Genomic DNA, 20,024 nt, shown 5'->3' on the forward strand with positions numbered 1-20,024 from the left:
CCCAGCGCGCGGCGCAGCCCGTCCGCCCGGCGCGCCGGGTCGCGCTCCCCGCGCGCGGCCACGACGCCGCGCTCGAACGCGACCGCGTCCACCTCGCCGGAGTCGATCCCGAGCCGGTAGCCGCCCGGACCGTGCTCGACCAGGTCACGGCCCGCGACTCCGCGCAGCCGCGACACGAGGGCCTGGAGCGCGTTGCCGCCGCCGGCGGGCGGGTCGCCCTCCCAGAGATCGTCGAGCAGCCGCCCGGCCGACACCGGGCGCCCCGCCTCCAGCGCCAGCCGCACCAGGAGGGCGCGCAACCGCGGGCCGCTGACCTCGACGGGCCGGCCGGCCTCGTCCCGCACTTCGAGCGGACCCAGGATGCCGATGCGCACGTATCCCCTTTCCGGGTGCCATTGTCCCCGATGGCGCGGCCTCTGAGATCGTGAAGGCATGCACGAGGATTCACAGATCGTCTCAGGAGTCGAGGTCGTCCCGCTGCACGACGCGATCGGACCCATGGGACCGTCACTGCGGCGCCCATTGCCGGAAACGTTCCCCGGCTCCACTCCGGCCCTTTGGGAACGGCTCCGCGCCGAGGCCCCGGAAGTCTTCGGACCGGACGGAGCCTGGGTTCTGCGGTTCTACTGCTTCCTCGTACGAGTACCGCAAGGGCCGACCATCCTGGTGGACACCGGCCTCGGCCCGGAGGACTCCCCCGCCTCGTCCTGGGCTCCCGTGCCCGGCGGCCTGATCGGCGCCCTGTCCGGGGTCGGCCTCGCACCGTCCGACATCGACATCGTCGTGCTCACGCACGTGCACAGCGACCACGCGAGCGGCGCCGTGGCGGGCGGCGTTCCGGTCTTCGGGAACGCACGGCACGTCCTGCAGCGGGACGAACTCGACTGGCTGCGGAACGGCGGCGGGGCCGTCCTGGACGAGGTGGTCCAGCCACTCCAGGACGCGGGCCTCCTGGACACCATCACGGGCGGCGAACGCCTCAGTGATTCGGTCGCCATCGCTCTCACGCCCGGCCACACGCCGGGCCACCAGTCCGTCATCGTCGACGATCACCGGCTGGTCGTCGCGGGCGACATCGTCATGCACCCCGCCCAACTCGCCGACCCGTCCATCACCTACATCTACGACGAGGACCCGGTCGCCGCAGCCGCCACCCGCATCGACCTCCTGGCCCGGATGCGGGACCGCGACGGCATCCTCGCCGCTCCTCACCTGCCACAACCGTTCGTCCCGATCACCCGGGCCTAGAGGCGCCTCCAGACCGCTGACCGACCGGGACAACCCCCATCCCGCCCACCAGGCTCAATGGTCAGGGGCGTCCCGAACCCGGATCGCCGGCCCCGTCGAGGTGAACGAGACGCGCCCGTGCTCAGCTGATCTTCAAAGTGTGTCCCTGCCAGAGCAGGCGCTTCTGGGCAGGGGCAAGGGGCCTGGTCAGGGGGTTGTGCGGCGGGCGAGGGCTTGACCGGCGGGGAAGTCGGCGACGAAGGCGCGGAGGAACGCATTGATCGGGGTGAGGTCACCGCCCTGGGTCATGGTCTCGATGAGGACGTAGAGGCGCTCTTCGATCTCGGTGATCTGACGGGCCAGGGCGGTGCCCTGGGGAGTGAGGGTGAGTTCGATGTGGCGCCGGTCGGCCGGGGACGTCGCGCGATGGAGGTGTCCTGCCGCGACGAGTCGTTCGACCAGGCGGCTGGGACTGTTGCCGGACTCGCAGACCAGCAGGTCGCCCAGGCCGTTCAGGGTGAGGGGCTGCCGGTCCTGCAGGACGCGTATCACCTCGGCCTGGGCGGTGGTGACCCCGAGCGGTTTCAAGGCCTGGCCGAGCAGCCGGTTGCCCTCGCGCTGGGCGGCCAGGACCAGGTAGCGGAACTCCTCGACGGGACGCATGAACGTCATTGTCCCGATCAGGCGAAGGCGCGCGGGCGGCGGCCAGGGCGGCGGCCGCGCCGGGGTCGTGGGCGGCCAGGACGGTCAGGCCCGGCTGCCGCTCCCGCAGCTGATTGATCATCACGGTGGTCTGGGTGAGGGGCTTCTTCTCCCCGACGGCGGGGATGTGCCCCGCCTCGAGCAGGCCGGTGTCATAGGTGGTGTCGCCGACCATCAGCAGCGGGACCTCGCCGGCCTGCCGCACCGGCATGGAGAGTGATCCCGGGGGGTGGCCTGGAGTGGGCAGCAGCACCATGCTGCCGTCCCCGAACAGGTCGTGCCCGGCGGTGAAGGGGGCGATGGACGCGTCGTCCATGCGCGGTCAGCGTCTGCCCGGGCGCGATCTCGAACCGGGCCAGCCGGTCGTACATCACGCCGGTGATCCCGCCGGGGAAGTAGCCGGGGTCGGTGACCGACGCCCGGTCCTGGCCGGTATCGAACAGCAAAAGCCCGTCGGCGTGCTCCACCACGTAGACGTTGATCGGCAGCGGCTCGGTCCAGCGGCGGGAGGTGAACAGCCACCAGTACAGCGATTTGCCGCTCGCGGCGACGTGCTCCGGGTGGATCGACACCGACCCGGAGCTGACCACGGCGACCTTCTCGACCTGCTTCGTTTCGTTGCTCATGGGCATTAGATGACACGACATCTATGTCGTATCAACTAATGCGGAGCGTGGTTCGCCGCCACCCCGACACCGCGGGCGCCCAGCCTCGTCTGGCCTTGCTCGTGGACGATGAGGCAGGGCTTTGTGCCAGCACCTCGCGTCGGAGTTATCCACAGGTTGGCGTTCCATCGTCCGGGTGCTGCTCGACGGCCTAGCGTCGTCAGCATGACGACCTACCTCGTTTCCCCTGGATCACTTCGTCCGGATCGCCACCGCCATCGCCCTCGCGGTGAGGATTCACCGAACGGCAATTCGCCCCACGGCGGTGCGCGAATCTCCACCGTGCACGTGCAACACGAGGTTTCCGCTGCTGCTGTGGCTCAGTCTCCGCGGACGTTTGACATCGGCTCGCGGGGTATCGGAGCGGGGTCCGAGAGAGGAGCGATGCAATGCCCAGGTCACAGATCAAGGATGAGAAGACGTACCAGAAGCTCCGGGAGAAGGGCGACAGCAAGGAGAAGGCCGCGCGGATCGCCAACGCCGCCGCGGGCCAGGGCAAGAAGAAGGTCGGGCGCAGGGGCGGCAAGAGCCCGTCCTACGACGAGTGGAGCAAGGACGACCTGATGCAGCGGGCCCGGGAGATCGGAGTGGAGGGTCGTTCGTCGATGAACAAGGCGGAACTGGTCAAGGCGCTACGCGACCACTGATGACCGCCGGCGGCGCCCCAGGGGTCACACTCTTTACGTTTGCCCCAACGGGGACGGGTACGGCCCTCCCATGGATCTGTCATTCCTCAAGAAGCTGTACCAACGGCCGGGCCCCTACGCGTCGGTGTACGCCGATCTCACCCGGACCACCGAGGACGCGTCCAAGGCCGCCGAGCTGCGGTGGCGGGCGCTGCGCGCGGACCTCGAGGGCCAGCACGCCCCCAAGGCGACCCTCCGCGCGATCGAGCAGACCATCGTCGAGGAGCTGGCCGGGCGCCGCTCCGAGGGGCTGGTGATCTTCGCGGCGGGCGGTGAGGTGGTGCACACCGAGCGGCTGCCCGGGCCGCCGCGCGCCACGCGGGCGCGGGTCGCGCCGCTCCCGCACGTGGTGCCCTACCTCGCTGAGCGCGGCGAGCGGTTCCCCCACCTGGTCGCGGTCGTCGACCGGCGCGGCGGCGCCATCGACTGTGTCGGCGCGGACGGGACGCACCGCCGCATCGACGTCGAGGGCGACGAGGAGTACCCGATCCGCAAGGTGAAGACGGGCGAGTGGAGCCAGTCCCGCATCCAGCGCGCCGCGGAGAAGGTGTGGAAGGCCAACGCGAAGAAGGTCGCGCACGAGATCGACCGCGCCGCGGACCGGGTGCACGCCGAGGCGGTCGTGATCGCCGGCGACACCCGGGCCCGGACGCTCGTCCTGGAGGAGGTCTCCGACCACGTCCTGGAGCACACGGTCGAGGACGACCGCAACATCGGCGTCTCCGACCCCGAGCTGGAGGCGGAACTGAACCGGATCCTGGAACTCAAGACGGCCGAGCGGGTCATGGCGGTCGCCGAGCGCTTCGACCGGGAGCTCGCCAACGGGCAGCGCGCCGTCGCCGGGCTGCCCGCGACCGTCGAGGCCGTCCGCAACGGCCAGGTCGAGACCCTCCTGCTCGACGACGACCCCGACTCGCCCGCCCGGCTCTGGGTCGGCCCCGACCCCACGCAGGTCGCGGCCTCCGCGAGCGAGCTGCGCGAGGAGTTCGGTGTCGACGACCCACGCGAGGACCGGGCGGACGCCGCACTGGTCCGCGCCGTCGCGGCCATGGACGGAGACCTGGTCGTAGTGCCGTCGAACGGTTCCACCGCCGGCCTCCACGTCGGCGCCGTCCTCCGCTACACCGCCTGACCAGAGACGGTGGGGTGGGGTCCCCAACTCCCCACCCCACCACTCCGGTCCCCACCGCAGGCCCACGACACGACTGACCAGCCGCGTCGCTCGGCGTTGGGCCGCCCGACCAACACCCCGCCACGCCCACGACGACACCAGCCCCAGACCTCCGCTACACGACCCCAATCACGGGTGCCGGTGAGCCCCTGCCCCGATCCCTAACGGAGGCCTAGGAGGGAGCGGAACGGGGGGCGTGGGCCGGTGTTGGTCAGGATGGCGGCGCACGTCGGGTTGGCGGTGCAGGCTTGAGCCGGGTTGGCGGGGTTCAGCAGGGTGTTGCGGGTGAATTCCAGTTTGGCCGGGTCTCCGCAGTCGTCCTCCGCGGGGGGCCAGGCGCCGGGGTAGTCGCGCCTTTTGACGAAGGGGGGAACGGCGTCGTCCCAGAAGTTCTCTCGGTAGCGGACGTTCTGGATGGGGCGGCCGTCCTTCACCTCGCTGCATCCGCCGATGGAGGCCACATAGTTGTAGGCGGCGTTACGGTCGACGCTGACCCAGTTGGTGCTGTCATCGGTGTAGATCCCGATGTTCCACTCGGTGTCCTTGCTGTCGGTGACGGCGTTGCCGCTGATGACGGCCCCGTCTTCGAAGGAAGTGCCCTGTTCGCCGCGCAGGTAGATCCCGCCGCCGTCGTCGAGCAGGCGGTTCGTGGCGTAGACGCGGTTGTTGAGGATGCGGTTGCGGTGCATCAGCCCGCGCAGGTCCTCGCTGGGGCCGGACAGGATGCCGCTGTAGGGCTCGTCGTGGACCTGGTTGTGGGCGATGGTCGTGTCCTGGGTCGCGGTGTCCCAGATCCCGGAGGACGCCCGGTAGTCCACGCCGGTGTGGTGGATCCAGTTGTCAGTGATGCGGTTGCCGCGGTTGGTCCCCTTCGTGTCGGGTGGGACGACGCCCATCAGGACGCCGCCGTCGGAGATGTCGGTGAACACGTTCGCGCTGATGGTGTTGTACGAACTGTTCTTGGAGAACTCAAGGCCCTGCCCACCCAGGTGAGTGAAGCGGTTGCCCTCGAAGGTGATGCGCTCGGCGGTGTGGAACGCGACGTTGCCCGGGACGGTCAGCGCCTCCATGTCGTCCTTGCCCTGCCGCATGTACATGCTCCACGCGGAGGCGAACCCGGCGGATTCGCTGGGGGCCAGCCAGGTGGCGTGGGCGAACGTGATGCCCTGGAAGGCGATGTCGTGCAGGGGGTGGCCGGGCTGTCCCGTACCGCTGACGAGGGTCTCCAGGACGGGCGCGACCGCCGAGGCCCGGTTCATGTCCACCCCCGGGCGCGGCATGTACAGCAGGACGTGATGACCTGGGCGGGAGCGGTCGAGGTACCAGCTTCCGGGCTTGTGCGGGAAGCTGAGGGAATTCTCGAAGTGGCCCGGGTCCTTCAGAGCGTCAGCGCCGTACAGTTTGCGGGCCAGCCGCCAGCATTCCGCGTCCATGGTGATGACGCTCTGCCGGGAGTCGCCGGTGATGCCCGCGACGCCGCAGCGGCCCTCGGCGTAGCCGAACCGGTAGACGGCCTCGATGTCGCCGGGGTCGCGCCACGATCGAGGGGCCGGGCTGTCTGTGACGTAGCCCGTCTCGGTCATCGTCGGTGTGCCGGGCAGGCCCACCTTCGGGGCCGTGAGCGGGGTGGCGCGCCGGTCGTCGACGTAGAGCTGGCGGGTCTCCAGGTCACCGACGTCGGCGCGCCAGAATCCCGCGTCGCGTCCGTCGGGCCGCCACCCTGAGATCCGCCGCCCGCCGCTCAGCGTCACCGGCTCCCGCCGCGGCGTCCCGTAGCCGAAGGCGCGGTAGACCACCCGGTGCCCGTTCGCGCCGGAGTCGCCCTCGGCCTCCGACAGCCGCAGCGGGGAGTCCAGCGCGTACGTCCCTGCGCGCAGATTCACCACGATGTCGGACGTCATGCGCGCCGTCCGGGCGCGGACCTCCCTGCGCGCGCGCTCAGGGGTCGCGAACGGCTGCTCGGCGGTGCCGGGCCAGGAGTCCCTGCCCCAGGTGGCGACGTACAGTTGCGCGGCCTCCGGCGCGCCGTCCGCCGACGCGCCAGGGGGCGGCACCACCGCCATCGGGACGGCCACCGCCAGCGCCGCCGTCGCCGTCTTCAGGATCCGCAGGTTCACCATGTCTCCTCACGGGTCGACCGGTCCTTCGCCCTCAGCCTCGGACCGGGCCCGGCGGACGCACGACGGCCATTCGTCGATCGGGCGGTCATCCTTAGGTCGCAGGGGGCCTCGACGAACGTCGGATCCCCCGCCGTGGGCCGCCTGCCTACGCTCGTCCCGTGCATCTCACCGAGGCGGTACCGGCGCGGGACCGGACGCTGGAGGCGGCGGCGCGGCTCACCGACCGCCTCGCGCCGTGGGCGCTCGGCTCCGTCCTGGCGGCCTTCACCCTGCTCGACTACTCGGCCGGACGGCACGGCGCGGCCGAGGATCTCGCGATCGCGCTGTTCGCGGCCGGTGCCGGGGGCGCCGCCGCGACGGCCCGGCGGCGCCGGTGGCCGCTGTTCGCGGTCACGGCCGTGGGCGCGTTTCTGTTCTCTTGCTGGCCCGCCTTCCTCGTCGCGTCCTACTACGCCGCGACGACGACTCGGCGGGGCGCCCACCTGGCGGCGTTCGCCGGTACGGCCGCCGCCGCGCTGCTGGCCGTGCCCGTGGCCGCCGACATCCTCGGGACGGGTCTCGTCCTCGGACCGGAGGACCGGATGTCGGCCGGGGACCGGGTGTTCTCGGTCCTGTTCCTCGTGGGCCTCCCGCTCGCGGTCGGGCTGTGGATCAACGCCCGGCGGCAGGTCCTCGCGGCGCTGGCCGAGCGCGCCGGACGGCTCGAACGCGAGCAGGCCGCGCGCGCCGAGCAGGCCCGCGCCGCGGAGCGCGCACGGATCGCGCGGGAGATGCACGACGTCGTCGCGCACAAGGTCTCGCTGGTCGTCCTGCACGCGGGGGCCCTGCAGTCCGACGCCGCCGACGAGGACACCCGGCGGGCGGCCGATCTGATCCGCGCGACCGGCCGGGAGGCCCTCGCGAACCTGCGCGAGGTGCTCGGGGTGCTGCGCGCGGCGCACGCCGAACCGCGCACCCCGCCACCGGCGCTCAGCGACCTCGAGCGGCTGCTGGCCCAGTCCCGGGCCGCGGGCCTGACCGTCCGCCGCCGGGACGAGGGCGCCGCGCGGCCACTCCCCGACGCCGCCGAGCGCGCCGCGTACCGGGTGGTGCAGGAGGCGCTGACGAACGTCCACAAGCACGCCGCGGGAGCCGCCGCCGAGGTCGTCCTGCGCCACCGGCCGGGCCACCTGGAGGTGACCGTCCACAACGGACCCGCCGAGGCCGCACCGGACCTCCCGCCGGGCGGTGGCCTCGGACTCGCGGGCCTGCGAGAACGCCTCGCACTGCTCGGCGGGACCCTGGAGGCCGGACCGCGCCCGGACGGCGGGTTCGCCGTCCGGGCGCGCGTCCCCGCCGTCCGGGAGCCGTCGTGATCCGCGTGCTGGTGGCCGACGACGAGCGTCTCGTCCGCTCGGGCCTGCGCAGGATCCTGGAGTCGGAGGGCGACATCAGCGTGGTCGCCGAGGCCCGCGACGGCGCGGACGCCATCGCCGGTGCGGCGCGGTGCCGCCCCGAGGTGGTGCTGATGGACGTGCGGATGCCCGGCGTGGACGGCCTCGCCGCCGCCGCGCGGATCACGGCCGCGCCCGCGGCGCCGAAGGTGGTGATGCTGACGACCTTCGACCTCGACGACCACGTCCACGAGGCGCTGCGCGCCGGAGCGGTCGGGTTCCTGCTGAAGGACACCCCTCCCCGCGACCTCACCGCCGCCGTCCGCACGGTCGCGGCGGGGCACGCGACGCTCGCGCCGGCCGTCACCAGGAGGCTGATCGCGCATGTCGCGGCGGCCGGCCCGTCGTCGCGGTCCACGGCGGCGCGGCGCCGGCTCGCCGTGCTCACCGACCGGGAGCTGCTGGTGGTGCGCGCCCTCGCCCGCGGCCTGTCCAACGGCGAGATCGGACGCGAGCTGGGGATGCGGGAGGCGACCGTCAAAGCGCACCTCAGCCGGGCACTCGCCAAGCTCGGGCTCGCCAACCGGGTACAGGCCGCCGTTCTCGCGCACGACGCGGAGGCGACCTGACCGTCCTGGCCGAGTCACAGCCCTCCGGCGTAGGGCGGCCCTGGCGGGGTGGAGCCGGCGGACGAGGTCGTACCACCCGCCGTGCGTGTCGTAGGTCTTCCCGGTGTTCCCGAACGGCAGCCGGTGGTCGAACTGGCCCGACCTCCGCCATCCCTTGAAGTGCGGGTTCGGCCAGATGACCGTCTCCCGGCCGACCGAGCGATTCGACGTCAAGGTCGCGCACCGGCGCTCGCACGTGAAGAACTCCCCCGACCTCAAGACACGCCAAAGTATTCCTTGACAGGAATATTCTAGATAGAGAATACTTCTGCCCATGGAGCAGATCGCAGCCGCGCTCGGCGACACCGCCCGGTGGCGCATCGTCGAGGCCCTCGCCGAGCGGCCCCGGTCCGTGGGCGAGCTGGCGGAGCTGACGGGCCTACGGCAGCCGCAGACGACCAAGCACCTGCAGACCCTCGCCCGCGCCGGGCTGGTCGCGGTCTTCCCGCTCGGGCAGCGTCGCGTCTACGCGCTGGAGCCGGCGCCGCTGCAGGCCCTCGGGCACCGGCTGCGGGAGCTGGCGGGGGCCGTCACCGCGCACGAGGGCGAGCGGGACGTCATCGCCCGCTACCGCGCCGCCATCGCGGCGGAGACCGCGGCGGCGGACCGGGCACGCTGGGCGGACGGCCGCGCCTTCTCCTTCGAGCGGGTGCTGGCCGCACGGCCGGACGAGGTCTGGCGGCACTGGACCGACCCGGGGCTCCTCGCCGCCTGGTGGGCCCCTCCGTCGATGACGATCAGCGAGTCCGCCATCGAACCGCGACCGGGCGGCCGGGCGATCCTGGAGTACCGCGACGGCGACGCCAGGTACCGCTCGGAGGGGCGGGTCCACAGGGCGGAGGAACCCGAGCACCTCGTGTTCGACCTCACGGTGCTGGACGCGGCGGGCGCGGTCTCCTTCACCGGCCACTACGACGTGGCCTTCGACGCCGTCCCGGAGGGCACCCGGCTGCGGGTCGGCCTGCGCATCACCGAGACGGCCGTCGAGGCCGCCCCCTACATCGCGGGGATCGCGACGGGCTGGGGCCAGGTGCTCGACAACCTCGTCCACGCCGTCGGCGGAACACCTCAGTCAACGAACATCGCAGAAGAGGAAGCACAGCCATGACCGGACGCAAGGTGACCGCGAACCTGAGCCTCAGCCTCGACGGCCGGTACCACGGCCCCGGCGGACCCGCCGACTTCGGCGCGTTCGTCCCGTACGTGACCAGCGAGGTCGCGCGGGACCACATGAGCGGCATCTGGGAGGACGCGACGACGGCCCTGCTCGGCCGGGTCAACGCCGAGGGCTTCATGGGGTTCTGGCCGGCGGTCGCCGAGGACGAGAACGCCGACCCGCGTGACCGGGGCTACGCGAGGTGGCTGGTCGACACGGAGAAGGTGGTCCTGTCGACGACGCTGACCGAGGCGCCGTGGGAGCGCACCCGCGTGGTGAACGCGCCCGCCGCGGACATCGTCGCCGAGCTCACGTCCGCCGGTGAGGGCGACGTCCTCGTCAACAGCAGCCCGACCGTGATCAAGGAGCTTCTGTCCGCGGACCTGATCGACCGGCTCCATCTGCTGATCCTGCCGGAGATCCTCGGGGGCGGGGAGCGGCTGTTCGAGGACGGCCTGCCCGCGACGAAATGGAAGGTCGCGCGGCAGCGGACCGGTGAGCTGGGTGAGATCGCCCTGGTCTATGACCGCGTGCGGTGAGCACGGCGCCCCGGTGGGCGAAAAGAAAAGAGGGTGGAGCTATGGGGATTCGAACCCCAGACCTCCTCCATGCCATGGAGGCGCGCTACCAACTGCGCCATAGCCCCTCGGCCGGTGACCGACCGAGCAAAAGCTTAGTGCACTCCGGGGGCAGGTCGGGACGCGGGCCGCGGCGGGGAGTCCTCGCCGCGGCCCGCGGGCAGGTCAGCGGCCGGGCGCCGGCGCGGCGGCCGGTTCGCGAAGGCCCGGGATCTTGACGATGAGGTTCTCGGGCAGGGTCGGAAGGGTGAGGAGCCCCCGGTCCTCGGCTTCCTTCCGGGCGTCCTGCTCCTTCTTGCCCTTGTCCTTCTTCGGCTGCCCGATCTCGCAGAGGATGTTCACGAGGCCGTCCTGGCGCTGGAGCAGACGCAGCTCCGTGAGCATGTCCACCGCCTGGACGCACTCCTCCTTCTGCTTTTTCTCGCTGGTGGGCGCGGGCGCCGCCGGAGCCGCCGCCGCGGCGGGGTCGGGCAGGCTCTCCAGCGCCGCCGCGGGCGCGGCCATCGCCAGGGCCGAGCCCGCCGCCAGTGTCAGGGGCAGCAGGAGCCGGCCGGTGATCCGCTTTGTCATAGGTCAACCCTCATCTCGATCACATCGCCACTCCGTGGCTGTTCCTCAAGATCGAGTTGGCGAAGCGCGGCACGGGAAAAGGCAGCCGGGGCCATGGCGAAGGCTTTGCGGTCAGCTCCAGCCGAGGCTCTCGCGGACCTCGTCGGGGGCGTAGCCGCGCGGTCCGGCGTCGCCGATCCACACGATCCCGTCGGCTTCGGCGACGGCGCCGATACCGTGGTCCTGCGGCATCCGCGGCTGGATCGCCAGCCGCACCTCCATCCCGGGATCGAACCGGCGCAGCTCGTCGATGAGATCGGCCACCGTGACCTCGCGCCGCGCGCCCCTGCGGTGTCTTCCCATACTTCGCATGAAATCACTACGAAGCGAATGTTCCGAGCCCACCACCAGCAGATGAGCACGAACCGCAACGAAACCCGGAAGTAGAACGAAAACCGGAACCAATCCCACCAGAAATCGAGAGGCAAAACCGGGGGGGAAGGGGCGAAGCCCCAAAGGGGGGCGAGGGGCGAAGCCCCAAAGCACGAAGGGAGGCGAGGGGGGCGAGGGGCGAAGCCCCAAAGGGGGTGCGGGGGCGGAGCCCCTGCATCGGGGGTTCCAGGGGGTCGTCCCCCTGGGGGAAATGACGAAGGAGTGGTGGGGAAGGAGCAAAGCTCCGACCACACCACTCCCAACTCCGAGTGGAGCTATGGGGATTCGAACCCCAGACCTCCTCCATGCCATGGAGGCGCGCTACCAACTGCGCCATAGCCCCGGGCGACTGCGTGGACGTTCATCCCGCAGTGCTCCGCCAGTGTATAGGACGGCGGGGAGTGGTCTCGAATCGTTTGCCGGTCAGGGGGCGGGGTCGCCGTTGCGGTCTTCGGGGCGGTCGTCGCCGAGGACGGGTTCGGGGAGGGTGCCGGCGTTGTGCTCGGCGAGGCGCCAGCCGCCGTCGCGCATCTCGGTGAGGACGGACCAGCAGCAGTTGGACAGGCCGCCGAGCCGTTCCCAGGTCTCCTGGGGGAGGCCGAGGAGGTGGGACATGCCGAGGCGGAGGGCGGCGCCGTGGGAGGCGACGACGAGCTGCCCGGTGGGCGGGAGGTCGTCGAGGGCGCGTTCCAGGGCGGCGCCGACGCGTTTGGCGACCTGGGCGCTGGTCTCGCCGCCGGGGGGCTGCCAGGCGGCGTGCTCGGCGGGGTAGCGGTCGCGGATCTCTTGGGAGGTGAGGCCCTCCCAGGCGCCGCCGTCGCGTTCGATGAGGTCCTTGTCGTGGCGGACGGGGAGCCCGGTGAGGTCGGCGAGGGCCTGGGCGGTGTCGGCGGCGCGGCGGAGCGGGGAGGCGAGGAGCGCGGTGGGCTGGAGCCCGGCGAGGAGCCGGGCGGCGCGTCTGGCCTGTGCGACGCCGGTGTCGTCGAGGGGGATGTCCGTCTTGCCCTGGAAGCGGCGTTCGACGTTCCAGGCGGTCTGCCCGTGCCGCCAGAGGACGAGGCGTCGTTTGCCCGGGGGGCGGGCGGGCGTGGGCTCTTCCGCGGGGGTCGTGGTGGTGCCTGCGGCGGGCGCCGTGGCGCGCCCGGCGTCACTCACTCGCGCTCCCGACGGCGCGGCGCTGCTCCCGGTGGGCGTTGACGCCGTCGGGGAGGTCGAGCAGCGGGCAGTCCTTCCAGAGCCGCTCGAGGGAGTAGAACATGCGGTCTTCCTCGTGCTGGATGTGCACGATGACATCGGCGTAGTCGAGCAGTACCCAGCGTCCCTCGCGTTCGCCCTCGCGGCGGACGGGTTTGGCGCCCGCCTCTTCGCGCAGGCGCTTCTCGACTTCGTCGACGATGGCGCGGACCTGACGGTCGTTGGGCGCGGAGCAGAGCACGAAGGCGTCGGTGATGACGAGCTGCTCGCTCACGTCGTAGGCAAGAATGTCGTCGGCCAGCTTGTCGCCGGCCGCCTCGGCGGCGATCCGGACGAGCTGCGCCGCCCTGTCGGATGCGGTCACGATGCGCTCGCGATCCTCCCTGTAGGGGTCGTTCCGGTACCACCTTCTCACGGGCGGCGGCCGGTGACCCTGTTCGTCGTGGTCCGGCCGCGGTGGTCCCGCGGCCCGGTCCATTCCAGGGTATGTCGCGCTTCGACCGGCCCGCCCAGGTCAGCTGTCCCTGACCCGGTAGAGGTCGCGTTTGTTGATGTACTGGACGATCCCGTCCGGAACGAGGTACCAGATCGGCTCGCCGGAGCCGACGCGGTCGCGGCATTCGGTGGAGGAGATCGACAGGGCGGGGACCTCCATGAGGGAGACGCGTCCGTTGGGCAGGCCGGGGTCGGCCAGCCGGTGGCCGGGCCGGGTCACGCCGACGAAGTGCGCGAGTTCGAACAGCTCGTCGGTGTCGTGCCAGGTCAGCATCTTCTCCAGGGCGTCGGCGCCGGTGATGAAGAACAGGTCGGTGTCGGGGCCCTGGAGGGCGCGCATGTCGCGGAGGGTGTCGACGGTGTAGGTGGGGCCGGGCCGGTCGATGTCGATGCGGCTGACCGAGAAGCGGGGGTTGGACGCGGTGGCGATCACGGCCATGAGGTAGCGGTCCTCGGCGGCGGCGACCTTGCGGCCCTCCTTGTGGGACGACAGCCCGGTGGGGACGAACACGACCTCGTCGAGGGAGAAGAAGTGGGCCACCTCACTGGCGGCCACGAGGTGACCGTGGTGGATGGGGTCGAACGTTCCGCCCATGACCCCCACCCGGCGCTTTTGCGTCATGGCGACGAGAATAGCCAGCGGCCCGCGCGCCGCCGACGCCCGCCCCGGGCCGCGCGGTCTCCGGCTCCGCCGCCGGGGGCCGGGAGGCCCGCGCGCCGGGGAACCCTGGGCCGCGGTGGTTCGTCGGAATTACCATGCCAGCTATGACGGAGAGCACACCGGATCGAGCGCGCACGCGCTTCCCCGGGATCAGTTCCCGGGCCTACGAACACCCTGCGGACCGCTCGGCGCTGGTCGCGCTGCGCTCCCTGTCGGGGTTCGACGTCGTCCTGCGCAAGCTGTCGGGCCTGATCAACGAGCGGGCGCTCAGGCTCATGTTCCTCGGCGGGACCGTGCGGGTCGGCGAGGACCAGTTCCGCAACCTGCACGACATGGTCCGCGACGCGTCCTACATCCTGGACATGCAGGAGGTGCCGGACGTCTTCGTCAGGCAGGACCCGACGCCGAACGCGATGGCGCTGGGCTCGGACCATCCGTTCATCGTCGTCAACTCCGGCCTGATCGACCTGCTGGACGAGGAGGAGCTGCGCTTCGTCATCGGGCACGAGGTCGGGCACATCCTGTCCGGGCACGCGGTGTACCAGACGATGATGCAGATCCTGCTCCAGCTCGGGGCCCGGCTGGCCTGGCTGCCGCTCGGGAACATCGGCATCGGGGCGATCGTCATCGGGCTGCGCGAGTGGTTCCGCAAGGCGGAGCTGTCCGCGGACCGGGCGGGGCTGCTCGCCGGGCAGGACGTCGACGCGGCCAAGCGCTCGATGATGAAGCTCGCCGGCGGGACGCGGCTGTCGGAGATGAGCAGCGAGGCGTTCCTGGCGCAGGCCGCCGAGTACGACGCGGCGGGCGACGTCCGGGACGGGCTGCTGAAGTTCCTGAACCTGCTGCCGCAGTCGCACCCGTTCGCGGTGGCGCGGTTCGCCGAGATCGACCGGTGGGCGCGCGACGGCGACTACCAGCGGATCCTCGCCGGCGACTACCCGCGCCGCGACGGCGACGACGGCGCCTCGGTCACCGACGAGGTCCGCAACGCGGCGCGGTCCTACCGCGAGTCGTGGGAGCGGACGGCGGACCCGTTCGTGGGCAAGGTCCGCGACATGGCCGACGCCGCCGCGGGCGCGGCGGGCGGGCTGTTCGACCGGGTGACGCGACGGGACAACGGCCCCACCGACAGGTCCAACTGAACCGGGGGGCCGGGAGAGCCGGGGCCGCCGCGACACGGACGCGGCGGCCCCGCCCGTCTCCGGGCCCGTCTCCGGGCCCGCGGGCCGGGCGCGCTCAGCCGCGCACGTGCCCTTCGCCGGTGACCACGTACTTGGTGGACGTCAGCTCCGGCAGGCCCATCGGGCCACGGGCGTGGAGCTTCTGTGTGGAGATGCCGATCTCCGCGCCGAACCCGAACTCCTCGCCGTCGGTGAAGCGGGTCGAGGCGTTCACCATCACCGCCGCGGAGTCGACCAGCGCGACGAACCGCCGCGCGGCGGGCTGCGAGCCGGTGACGATCGCCTCGGTGTGCCCCGACCCGTACTCGCGGATGTGCGCGACGGCGTCCTCGAGCGAGTCGACGACCCGCGCGGCGATGTCGAGCGAGAGGTACTCGGCGCGCCAGTCGTCCTCGGTCGCCGCGACGACGTCGTCGCCGTACGCGCGCGTCCGCTCGTCGCCGTGCACGGTGACGCCCGCCGCGCGCAGCGCCGCCAGCGCCGGCGGGAGGAACGCGCCGGCGACGTCGGCGTGCACGAGGACGGTCTCCGCCGCGTTGCACACCGACGGACGCTGCGTCTTGGCGTTCAGCAGGATCTCCACGGCCATGCCGACGTCGGCGGCGGCGTCCACGTACACGGCGCAGTTCCCCACACCCGTCTCGATCACCGGGACGGTCGACTCCTCCACCACCGAGTTGATCAGCGAGGCGCCGCCGCGCGGGATCAGCACGTCCACCAGGCCGCGCGCCCGCATCAGGTGCCGGACCGACTCGCGGGACGTGCCGGGGACGAGCTGCACCGCGTCCGCCGGGACGCCGGTGCCCTGCAGCGCGGCCTGCATGACCCCCACCAGGGCGGTGTTGGAGTCGTGCGCCGACGACGACCCGCGCAGCATCGCGACGTTGCCGCTCTTCAGGCACAGCGCGGCGGCGTCGACGGTCACGTTCGGGCGGCCCTCGTAGATGATCCCGACGACGCCGAGCGGCACCCGCACCTGCCGCAGCTCCAGCCCGTTCGGCAGCACGCCGCCGCGCACGCTCTCCCCCACCGGGTCGGGCAGCGCGGCGACCTCGCGGACGGCGGCGGCGATGGCGGCGATCCGCTCCGCCGACAGGCTCAGCCGGTCGATCATGTACTCGGAGACGCCGTTGGCGCGGGCCCGCGCGACGTCGGCCTCGTTCGCCTTGACGATCTGCGGCGCGGACTCGACCAGCGCGGCGGCGATCGCGTGCAGCGCGGCGTCCTTCACCGCCCGCGGGAGCGGCGCCAGCCCGGCCGCGGCGTCGCGGGCGCGCCGGGCGACCCGCAGGAACTCCTCGCGCTCACTCATGACAGCTCCTCTCGGTCGGTGAGAACCACCAGGTCGTCGCGGTGGATGATCTCGCGCTCGTACTCGGGGCCGAGCTCGCGGGCGAGCCAGCGGGTCGACCGGCCCATCAGGTCGGGGATCTCGGCGGCGTCGTAGTTGACCAGGCCGCGCGCCACGACCCCGCCGTCCGCGCCGCACAGGTCGACCGGGTCGCCCGCGGCGAAGTCGCCGTCGACGCCGGTGACGCCCGCCGGGAGCAGCGACTTTCCGCGCCGGACGACGGCGTCGACGGCGCCCGCGTCCAGCAGGACGCGGCCCTGGCCGGTCGTGGCGTGCGCCAGCCACAGGTGCCGGGTGGAGCGGCGGCGCCCGTCGGCCGGATGGAACAGGGTGCCGACCGGGTCGCCGGCGAGGGCGGGCGCGGCGGACGCCGCGTTCGTCAGCACGACCGGGATGCCCGCGATGCGCGCCGCCTCCACCTTGGTGACCATGCCGCCGGTGCCGACCCGGCCGGACCCGCCGAGCCGGATGCCGGCGAGGTCGCCGGGCCCGCGCACGTCCGTGACGCGGCGCGCGCCGGGCTCGCGCGGGTCACCGGTGTAGAGGGCGTCCACGTCCGACAGCAGGACGATCGCGTCGGCGCGGGTGAGATGCGCGACCAGCGCCGCGAGCCGGTCATTGTCGCCGAACCGGATCTCGTCGGTGGCGACGGTGTCGTTCTCGTTCACGATCGGCAGCACGCCGAGCGCGAGGAGCTGGGCGAGCGTGCGCTGCGCGTTGCGGTGGTGCGAGCGGCGCATCATGTCGTCGGCGGTGAGCAGCACCTGCCCGACGGTCAGCCCGTGGCGGGCGAAGGAGGAGGTGTAGCGGGCGAACAGCAGGCCCTGCCCGACGCTCGCCGCCGCCTGCTGGGTCGCGAGGTCGGGCGGGCGGCGGGTCAGCCCGAGCGGGCCGAGTCCCGCGGCGATCGCCCCGGACGAGACGAAGACGATCTCGGTGCCCGCCGCGGACCGGGCCGCCAGCACGTCCACCAGCGCGTCGATGCGGTTCGCGTCGATCGTCCCGCCCGGGGTGGTGAGCGACGACGACCCCGCCTTCACCACGATCCGGCGGGCCTTCGCGATCGCCTCGCGCTCGCTCATCGACGTCTCTCCTCCGGGGGGTTCTAGCGGTATCCGTCCAGCCTGCGGTCGGTGCCACGGGGGCCGGGGGCGGCCTGTCCCGCGACGACCTCGGGTTCCCAGTCGAAGACGACCGAGTCGTCGGGGGTACCGATGAGGACCGTCGCGCCCGCGGTCGCGCCCGCCGCGGCCAGCGCGTCCTCCACGCCGAGGCGCGCGAGCCGGTCGGCGAGATAGCCGACCGCCTCCTCGTTGGCGAAGTCGGTCTGGCGCAGCCACCGGACGGGCTTCGATCCGGTGATCAGGTAGGTGTTCTCGCCCATCGGCTTGACCTCGTAGTCGGCGCCGCCGCCGACCGGCTCGGGCCGGATGACGATCCGGGCGGGCTCGGCGGGGGGCAGCGAGGCGCGGTGCCGCTCGACCATCGCGGCCATCGCGAACGACAGCTCGCGCAGCCCTTCGTGGGTCGCGGCCGACACCTCGAAGACCTCGAGCCCGCGCTGTTCGAACTCGGGCCGGACCATGTCGGCGAGCTCCCGGCCGTCCGGGACGTCCACCTTGTTGAGCACGACGACGCGCGGCCGGTCCGACAGCGGGCGGTCGCCGAGCACGCGGTCGTAGGCCCGCAGTTCGCGTTCGATGACCTCGAAGTCGCTGACCGGGTCGCGGCCGGGCTCCATCGTGGCGCAGTCCAGGACGTGCGCGAGCGTCGAGGACCGCTCGATGTGGCGGAGGAACTCCAGGCCGAGCCCGCGGCCCTCGCTGGCGCCCTCGATCAGCCCCGGCACGTCCGCGACCGTGAACGTCGTGTCGCCCGCGCCGACCACGCCGAGGTTCGGCACCAGCGTCGTGAACGGATAGTCGGCGATCTTCGGCTTGGCCGCCGACAGCGCCGCGATGAGCGAGGACTTGCCGGCGCTGGGGAACCCGACGAGGGCGACGTCGGCGACGCTCTTGAGCTCCAGCACGACGTCGCGTTCGTCGCCCGGCTCGCCGAGCAGCGCGAACCCGGGGGCCTTGCGCTTGGCGGTGGCGAGCGCGGCGTTGCCGAGCCCGCCCCGGCCACCCTGCGCGACCACGTACCGGGTGCCCTCGCCGACGAGGTCGGCGAGCACCTCCTCGCCCGCCTTCACCACCGTGCCGTCGGGGACGGGCAGGACCACGTCGGCGCCGTCGGCGCCGGTCCGGTGGCCGCCCTGACCGGGCCGGCCGTTGCCCGCCCTGCGGTGCGGCCGGCGGTGGTACTCCAGCAGGCTCGCGGCGCCGGAGTCGACCACGAGGACCACGTCCCCGCCGTGGCCGCCGTTCGCGCCGTCCGGCCCGCCGAGCGGCTTGAACTTCTCCCGGTGGACCGACGCGCAGCCGTTGCCGCCGTTGCCCGCGGCGGCGTGCAGGACCACCCGGTCGACGAACTGCGCGCCCGAACCCGATCCAGCGGCCACGGTGCCCTCCTCAGGTGTCCGGCCCAGGGCGGGCCGGGTGGAACGGGCGAAGGGGCGGACCGGCAGCCGGTCCGCCCCTTCGCTGGATGTCGTCGCGGCGGACTACTCCGCCGGCGGGACGACGCTGACCGCGTTGCGGCCGCGGTAACGCCGGAACTCGACGGCGCCCGCGACCAGCGCGAACAGCGTGTCGTCGCCGCCGCGGCCGACGCCGGGGCCGGGGTGGAAGTGGGTGCCGCGCTGGCGGACGATGATCTCGCCGGCGTTGACGCTCTGGCCGCCGTAGCGCTTCACGCCGAGGCGCTTGGCGTTGGAGTCGCGACCGTTACGGCTGGACGATGCGCCCTTCTTGTGTGCCATGTGACCGCTCTCCCTTACTTCCCGGCCTGAATACCGGTGATCTTGACCTCGGTGTAGGGCTGACGGTGACCCATCCGCCGCTTGTACCCGGTCTTGTTCCGGTAGTGCATGATGTTGATCTTCGGGCCCTTGACCGCGCCGACGATCTCGGCGGTCACTTCGTAGCGGGCGAGGTCGGCCGAGGAGCTGACGACGTCGTCGCCGTCCACGACCAGCAGGGCCGGGAACGTGACGGTCGAGCCGACCTCGCCGGTGAGCTTGTCGACGGTGAGCACGTCGTCGACGGCCACCTTCTCCTGCCTGCCGCCTGCGCGGACAATCGCGTACACCGCGGAAAACCCTTCGTCTGCGCGCGCTTCCGGGCTGAACCGGTCCCGCGCGTGGCTCACCAGCCCCCGGGCGGGGGCCTACCTCCGGCTGCGGTGCCGGAGGCGGCACACCAGAGGAGACCCCTGGCGCTCTCTGCTGAACCCCGCCGGACCGGCGGGGGGTGCACCGACCGAACCCGGAGGGGCTCGCGGTACGGGATCGTGCGACGCGCATGGCGCGCCGAAGGCCCAGTGTACTGGACGCCCTGACCGGAACGCGAACGCGTCCGGTCAGGGCGTCCAGTCGATCGGACCGGTCAGTCGGACTCGCCGCCGTCGGCCACCTGGGCGGTGGCGCGGGTCCGGCGGGTGCGGCGGCGCCGCACGCCGGTGGCGGCCTCGGCGTCCTCGGACACCCCGTTCGCCTCGGCGCCGCTCGGCGCGACCCCGTTCGTCTCGCTCGTCTCGGCCGTGGCGGGCGCGGTGCCGTTGGCCTCGGCTCCGGGCGCCCCGGTGCCGTGCGGTCCCGTGCCGTTGACCCCGACGGGCTCCGGGGAGTCCAGGGTGCCCGGCGCGGTGCCGGCGACCTCGGACGCGGCGCCGGCGGCCTCCACGGCGGCCTGCGCCGGGGCCTCGGCGGCCTC

23 protein-coding genes and 2 tRNA genes are annotated in these 20,024 nt (G+C 72.6%); 8 read left to right on the plus strand and 17 right to left on the minus strand.

The genetic code is table 11. From position 1 onward, the window contains the following. Positions 1 to 374: AfsR/SARP family transcriptional regulator (locus E1291_RS26835; RefSeq protein ID WP_207400960.1), on the minus strand; the 374-nt coding region annotated here is incomplete at its 3' end. A 58-nt stretch (positions 375 to 432) separates the two neighbouring features. On the opposite strand from E1291_RS26835, the gene E1291_RS26840 reads away from it, so the two are divergent. Next, positions 433 to 1,248 (plus strand): MBL fold metallo-hydrolase, encoded by an 816-nt coding sequence (locus E1291_RS26840; RefSeq protein ID WP_242614393.1) that lies wholly within the window; start codon positions 433 to 435, stop codon positions 1,246 to 1,248. 186 nt (positions 1,249 to 1,434) lie between these two features. Here E1291_RS26840 and E1291_RS26845 read toward each other — a convergent pair whose 3' ends face one another. Together E1291_RS26845 and E1291_RS26850 are read right to left on the minus strand one after the other, a co-directional pair. Continuing rightward, positions 1,435 to 1,890 (minus strand): MarR family winged helix-turn-helix transcriptional regulator, encoded by a 456-nt coding sequence (locus E1291_RS26845; protein WP_131740865.1) that lies wholly within the window; start codon positions 1,888 to 1,890, stop codon positions 1,435 to 1,437. Between the two features lie 191 nt (positions 1,891 to 2,081). Continuing rightward, positions 2,082 to 2,555 (minus strand): MBL fold metallo-hydrolase, encoded by a 474-nt coding sequence (locus tag E1291_RS26850; RefSeq protein ID WP_207400961.1) that lies wholly within the window; start codon positions 2,553 to 2,555, stop codon positions 2,082 to 2,084. Between the two features lie 428 nt (positions 2,556 to 2,983). On the opposite strand from E1291_RS26850, the gene E1291_RS26855 reads away from it, so the two are divergent. Further along, positions 2,984 to 3,241, plus strand: coding sequence for a DUF7218 family protein (locus E1291_RS26855; protein ID WP_131740866.1), 258 nt, complete (start codon positions 2,984 to 2,986; stop codon positions 3,239 to 3,241). A 70-nt stretch (positions 3,242 to 3,311) separates the two neighbouring features. Further along, positions 3,312 to 4,412, plus strand: coding sequence for a baeRF2 domain-containing protein (locus tag E1291_RS26860; protein WP_131740867.1), 1,101 nt, complete (start codon positions 3,312 to 3,314; stop codon positions 4,410 to 4,412). 200 nt (positions 4,413 to 4,612) lie between these two features. Here the strand turns inward: E1291_RS26860 and E1291_RS26865 are convergent, their stop codons facing one another. Continuing rightward, complete coding sequence (locus E1291_RS26865) at positions 4,613 to 6,568, minus strand: right-handed parallel beta-helix repeat-containing protein (protein WP_207400962.1); 1,956 nt, start codon at positions 6,566 to 6,568, stop codon at positions 4,613 to 4,615. A 161-nt stretch (positions 6,569 to 6,729) separates the two neighbouring features. Between E1291_RS26865 and E1291_RS26870 the strand changes: the two genes are divergently transcribed. The 4 genes from E1291_RS26870 (at position 6,730) to E1291_RS26885 (ending at position 10,307) form a co-directional block, all read left to right on the plus strand. Continuing rightward, entirely contained in the window at positions 6,730 to 7,926 is a 1,197-nt protein-coding gene (locus E1291_RS26870) for a sensor histidine kinase (RefSeq protein WP_242614394.1), read from the plus strand. Next, positions 7,923 to 8,573, plus strand: coding sequence for a response regulator (locus E1291_RS26875; RefSeq protein ID WP_131740868.1), 651 nt, complete (start codon positions 7,923 to 7,925; stop codon positions 8,571 to 8,573). Before E1291_RS26870 ends, E1291_RS26875 begins: the two co-directional genes overlap by 4 nt. Before the next feature lie 313 nt (positions 8,574 to 8,886). Next, a complete protein-coding gene (locus E1291_RS26880; RefSeq protein WP_131740869.1) occupies positions 8,887 to 9,720 on the plus strand; it encodes a metalloregulator ArsR/SmtB family transcription factor in 834 nt (277 codons plus the stop codon). Further along, positions 9,717 to 10,307, plus strand: a complete 591-nt coding sequence (locus tag E1291_RS26885; RefSeq protein ID WP_131740870.1) for a dihydrofolate reductase family protein — start codon at positions 9,717 to 9,719, stop codon at positions 10,305 to 10,307. Before E1291_RS26880 ends, E1291_RS26885 begins: the two co-directional genes overlap by 4 nt. A gap of 34 nt (positions 10,308 to 10,341) precedes the next feature. Here E1291_RS26885 and E1291_RS26890 read toward each other — a convergent pair. From E1291_RS26890 to nadD, 7 genes are all read right to left on the minus strand, one after another. After that, positions 10,342 to 10,414: transfer RNA gene (locus E1291_RS26890), tRNA-Ala, on the minus strand. Between the two features lie 97 nt (positions 10,415 to 10,511). After that, positions 10,512 to 10,916, minus strand: coding sequence for a hypothetical protein (locus tag E1291_RS26895; protein WP_131740871.1), 405 nt, complete (start codon positions 10,914 to 10,916; stop codon positions 10,512 to 10,514). 111 nt (positions 10,917 to 11,027) lie between these two features. Then, positions 11,028 to 11,258, minus strand: coding sequence for a hypothetical protein (locus tag E1291_RS26900; RefSeq protein WP_131740872.1), 231 nt, complete (start codon positions 11,256 to 11,258; stop codon positions 11,028 to 11,030). Between the two features lie 339 nt (positions 11,259 to 11,597). Further along, a tRNA-Ala gene (locus E1291_RS26905) sits at positions 11,598 to 11,670 on the minus strand. Between the two features lie 80 nt (positions 11,671 to 11,750). Further along, positions 11,751 to 12,482 carry a histidine phosphatase family protein gene (locus E1291_RS26910; protein ID WP_131740873.1) on the minus strand — a complete coding sequence of 244 codons (732 nt, stop codon included), beginning with the start codon at positions 12,480 to 12,482 and terminating at the stop codon, positions 11,751 to 11,753. Continuing rightward, entirely contained in the window at positions 12,475 to 12,885 is a 411-nt protein-coding gene (gene rsfS, locus E1291_RS26915) for a ribosome silencing factor (RefSeq protein ID WP_131740874.1), read from the minus strand. Before rsfS ends, E1291_RS26910 begins: the two co-directional genes overlap by 8 nt. A gap of 150 nt (positions 12,886 to 13,035) precedes the next feature. Beyond that, positions 13,036 to 13,638 carry a nicotinate-nucleotide adenylyltransferase gene (nadD, locus tag E1291_RS26920; protein WP_131740875.1) on the minus strand — a complete coding sequence of 201 codons (603 nt, stop codon included), beginning with the start codon at positions 13,636 to 13,638 and terminating at the stop codon, positions 13,036 to 13,038. Between the two features lie 143 nt (positions 13,639 to 13,781). On the opposite strand from nadD, the gene E1291_RS26925 reads away from it, so the two are divergent. Further along, entirely contained in the window at positions 13,782 to 14,819 is a 1,038-nt protein-coding gene (locus E1291_RS26925) for a M48 family metallopeptidase (protein WP_131740876.1), read from the plus strand. 94 nt (positions 14,820 to 14,913) lie between these two features. Here E1291_RS26925 and E1291_RS26930 read toward each other — a convergent pair whose 3' ends face one another. From E1291_RS26930 to E1291_RS42260, 6 genes are all read right to left on the minus strand, one after another. Continuing rightward, positions 14,914 to 16,170, minus strand: coding sequence for a glutamate-5-semialdehyde dehydrogenase (locus E1291_RS26930; protein WP_131740877.1), 1,257 nt, complete (start codon positions 16,168 to 16,170; stop codon positions 14,914 to 14,916). Beyond that, positions 16,167 to 17,291, minus strand: coding sequence for a glutamate 5-kinase (gene proB / locus E1291_RS26935; RefSeq protein WP_131740878.1), 1,125 nt, complete (start codon positions 17,289 to 17,291; stop codon positions 16,167 to 16,169). Before proB ends, E1291_RS26930 begins: the two co-directional genes overlap by 4 nt. Before the next feature lie 23 nt (positions 17,292 to 17,314). Then, positions 17,315 to 18,712 (minus strand): GTPase ObgE, encoded by a 1,398-nt coding sequence (gene obgE, locus E1291_RS26940; RefSeq protein WP_131740879.1) that lies wholly within the window; start codon positions 18,710 to 18,712, stop codon positions 17,315 to 17,317. A 102-nt stretch (positions 18,713 to 18,814) separates the two neighbouring features. Further along, on the minus strand, positions 18,815 to 19,072 hold the full coding sequence (gene rpmA / locus E1291_RS26945; protein WP_131740880.1) for a 50S ribosomal protein L27: 258 nt from the start codon (positions 19,070 to 19,072) through the stop codon (positions 18,815 to 18,817). Between the two features lie 14 nt (positions 19,073 to 19,086). Further along, a complete protein-coding gene (rplU, locus tag E1291_RS26950; RefSeq protein WP_131740881.1) occupies positions 19,087 to 19,401 on the minus strand; it encodes a 50S ribosomal protein L21 in 315 nt (104 codons plus the stop codon). A gap of 296 nt (positions 19,402 to 19,697) precedes the next feature. Then, on the minus strand, positions 19,698 to 20,024 hold a 327-nt coding region (locus tag E1291_RS42260), incomplete at its 5' end, for a hypothetical protein (protein ID WP_207400963.1).

The sequence above is a fragment of the Actinomadura roseirufa genome, assembly GCF_900659635.1.
Taxonomy (GTDB): Bacteria; Actinomycetota; Actinomycetes; order Streptosporangiales; family Streptosporangiaceae; genus Spirillospora; species Spirillospora roseirufa.